Source organism: Corallococcus aberystwythensis (genome assembly GCF_003612165.1).
Taxonomy (GTDB): Bacteria; Myxococcota; Myxococcia; order Myxococcales; family Myxococcaceae; genus Corallococcus; species Corallococcus aberystwythensis.
On record NZ_RAWK01000500.1, the window covers coordinates 1 to 2,353 of the forward strand.

General features: G+C 73.1%; 1 protein-coding gene and 1 pseudogene. Both read left to right on the plus strand.

The features are described from left to right. Positions 1-886, plus strand: a pseudogene (locus D7W81_RS40905) (caspase family protein); the annotation flags it as partial. Between the two features lie 210 nt (positions 887-1,096). Continuing rightward, positions 1,097-2,269 (plus strand): hypothetical protein, encoded by a 1,173-nt coding sequence (locus D7W81_RS40910; protein ID WP_120560712.1) that lies wholly within the window; start codon positions 1,097-1,099, stop codon positions 2,267-2,269. The last annotated feature ends 84 nt before the right edge of the window (positions 2,270-2,353 follow it).

Consider the following 2,353-nt stretch of genomic DNA (forward strand, 5'->3'; position numbering starts at 1 on the left):
GGTGGGCCCCGCCCCCGAAGGCCCCCGGGTCACCTTCCCCGCGGGCTTCGAATACGCGCGCCTCTCCGTGGAGGACGCGGACGGCCAGCGGCTGGTGGACGTGCGGCGCTCGCCGCAGCAGTGGACGCAGATCATGCTGCCGCCCCGCGACGTGTACTGGGTGCGCGCGCCGGACGCGGAGGCGCGCGTCACGTTGGCGCAGCTGTCCTCGGGCGCGCCCGAGCTGCGCCCGCGCGAACTTCAAGAAAGAGGTCCCGCGGAGGAGGCGCTCCGCCGGGGCCTGTTCGCCGTGCCGTTGGACCGGTCCTTCTACGACGAGTACGTCGCCGCCGTGGGGCTGGTGCCGGTGGACTTCAGCACCCCCTTCCAGCCGCCCGTCATTGGCGGGGCGCGCTCGGCGTTGGCCGTGGCGGCGCCCTCCGATTGGACGTCGAACCTGGAGCTGGGGCTGGGCGCGGGGCGCTCGCCGCTGGGCATGGCGAAGTTCGCCACCGGGCCCAGCCTGTCGTGGCGCACGCCGTCCTCCTCGCTGGACCTGCTCTATTACGGCGTGCGCGGGGCGTACGGCGTGACGCCGCTCGCGGCCCGGGACGGCATCCGGCTGCACCGCTTCACGGTGGAGGGGCTGCTGGGATTGCAGGCCCCGGCGGGCACGCCGCTGTTCGCGGAGGTGGGGCTGGGCTGGGGCTTGCTGGGCCTCACGGCGCCGGGCTTCCGCCAGGCGGACCCCGCGCTGCTCACCGGCCACGTGGCCGCGGGTGTGACGGGGCGGCTCGCGGGCATGCCGCTGCGGCTGTCGGCCCAGGTGGGCCTGGACCGCGTCACCGCCAACGGCCAGACCGGAATGGATCCGCAGTACGGCCTGGAAATCTCCCTGAGGCGTTAGCGGACGCGGGCCGTTGGGCCCGGCCGTGTCCGCGCGCGGGTGCGCAGCTGTCGCGCCCGTCAACGCCAACCCCGAGCCCCGACGGTCCTCCCTGTGTCCCGTTCATTCCTCGTACACACCGCGCTGTCGAGCGCCACCGTGGCCGCGTTCCTGCTGACCGGCTGCGACCCCATCTGCACGAATGGGGTTTCCAGAGCCGGAGAGAGCCAGGTGACCCGAAGCGCTTCCGGCACCTGCGTGCAGCTCGTGGTGACCCGCCCCGACGCCGGGGAACAGGGCGACGGGGGCGTGGACCCCGACGCGGGCACGGGCGGTGAAGCCTGCACAGCCGTGCCGGGCTGGACGACGCGGGTGCTGGACGAGGGCATCGACAACATCACCACCGCGTTCGTCTTCGACGCGCAGGGCGTGGGCCACTACGCCTATTCGAAGGACGAGCGTCTCCACGTGGGCACCACCCGGCCGGGCGACGTGCCGGTGCGGGTGGAGGGCGTGACGCTCCCCTTCGACATGACCCTGGCGCTGGGCCCGGGCGGCACACGGCACCTGCTGTTCCAGCAGGGCACCCAGGTGGGCTACGCGCACGACACCGGCGGGGTCTGGCAGCCGCAGCTGCTGGCCACGGGCTGGTCCGCGGCGCTCGCCCTTGATGCCCAGGGCGCGCCGTACCTACTCATCGGCCAGCCCTCCCCCCAGATGGGCTACGTGCTCGGCACCCGCTCCCCCACGGGGGGCTGGGACCTGACCCCGCTGGAGGCGCTCGGGATCAAGGGCGACCGGGAGCGCATGGTGGTGGATGCCGCGGGGCACCTGCACGTCGCGTTCGTGCGTCCGCAGGGCACGAACAACCAGGTCGTGTACGCGAGCAATGCGTCGGGGACGTGGAGCGCCGAGCCGCTGGACTGGTGGCTTCCCTTGAGTTCGCCGCGCTACCGCATCGCGCTCGAGGTGGACGCGTTGGGACAGCCGTCCGTGGTGGGCTCCAACAGCCAGGGGGCATGGCTGTGGACGAAGGAAGCCAGCGGCTGGAAGTCCTATGGGCTGGGGGCCTACCTGAGCCGGGGCCCCGCGGTGGTGCGAAGCGCCCGCTACCCGAACATCCGCCACGTCCTGCTGGACGACGCGGACCCGAACGCGGACGTGCACGGCAGCAACAGCCAGATGGTGCTGAGGTCGCTGTACGACACGACGGTCTACGGCGCGACGCCGCCGCTCGTCCTGGAGACGCGGGACGGGGGCAACGCCTTCCCCGGCGCCTCCGCGCTGCATGTGGCTGACCAGGACCAGGCGCAGGCGGGCTTCTCCTACGTGCACTACAACCACCTGCCGGACGGTGGGCTGGAGACGACGCGTGGCCTGCGCTACGCGCGCTACTGCCGGTAGGCCCGGGCGGGAAGCGGGCGGTTGCGGGGCACGGAAGCCGGTGCCTACAGTCGCCGCGCCTTGAGCGAGTCCGTCCCCCACCCG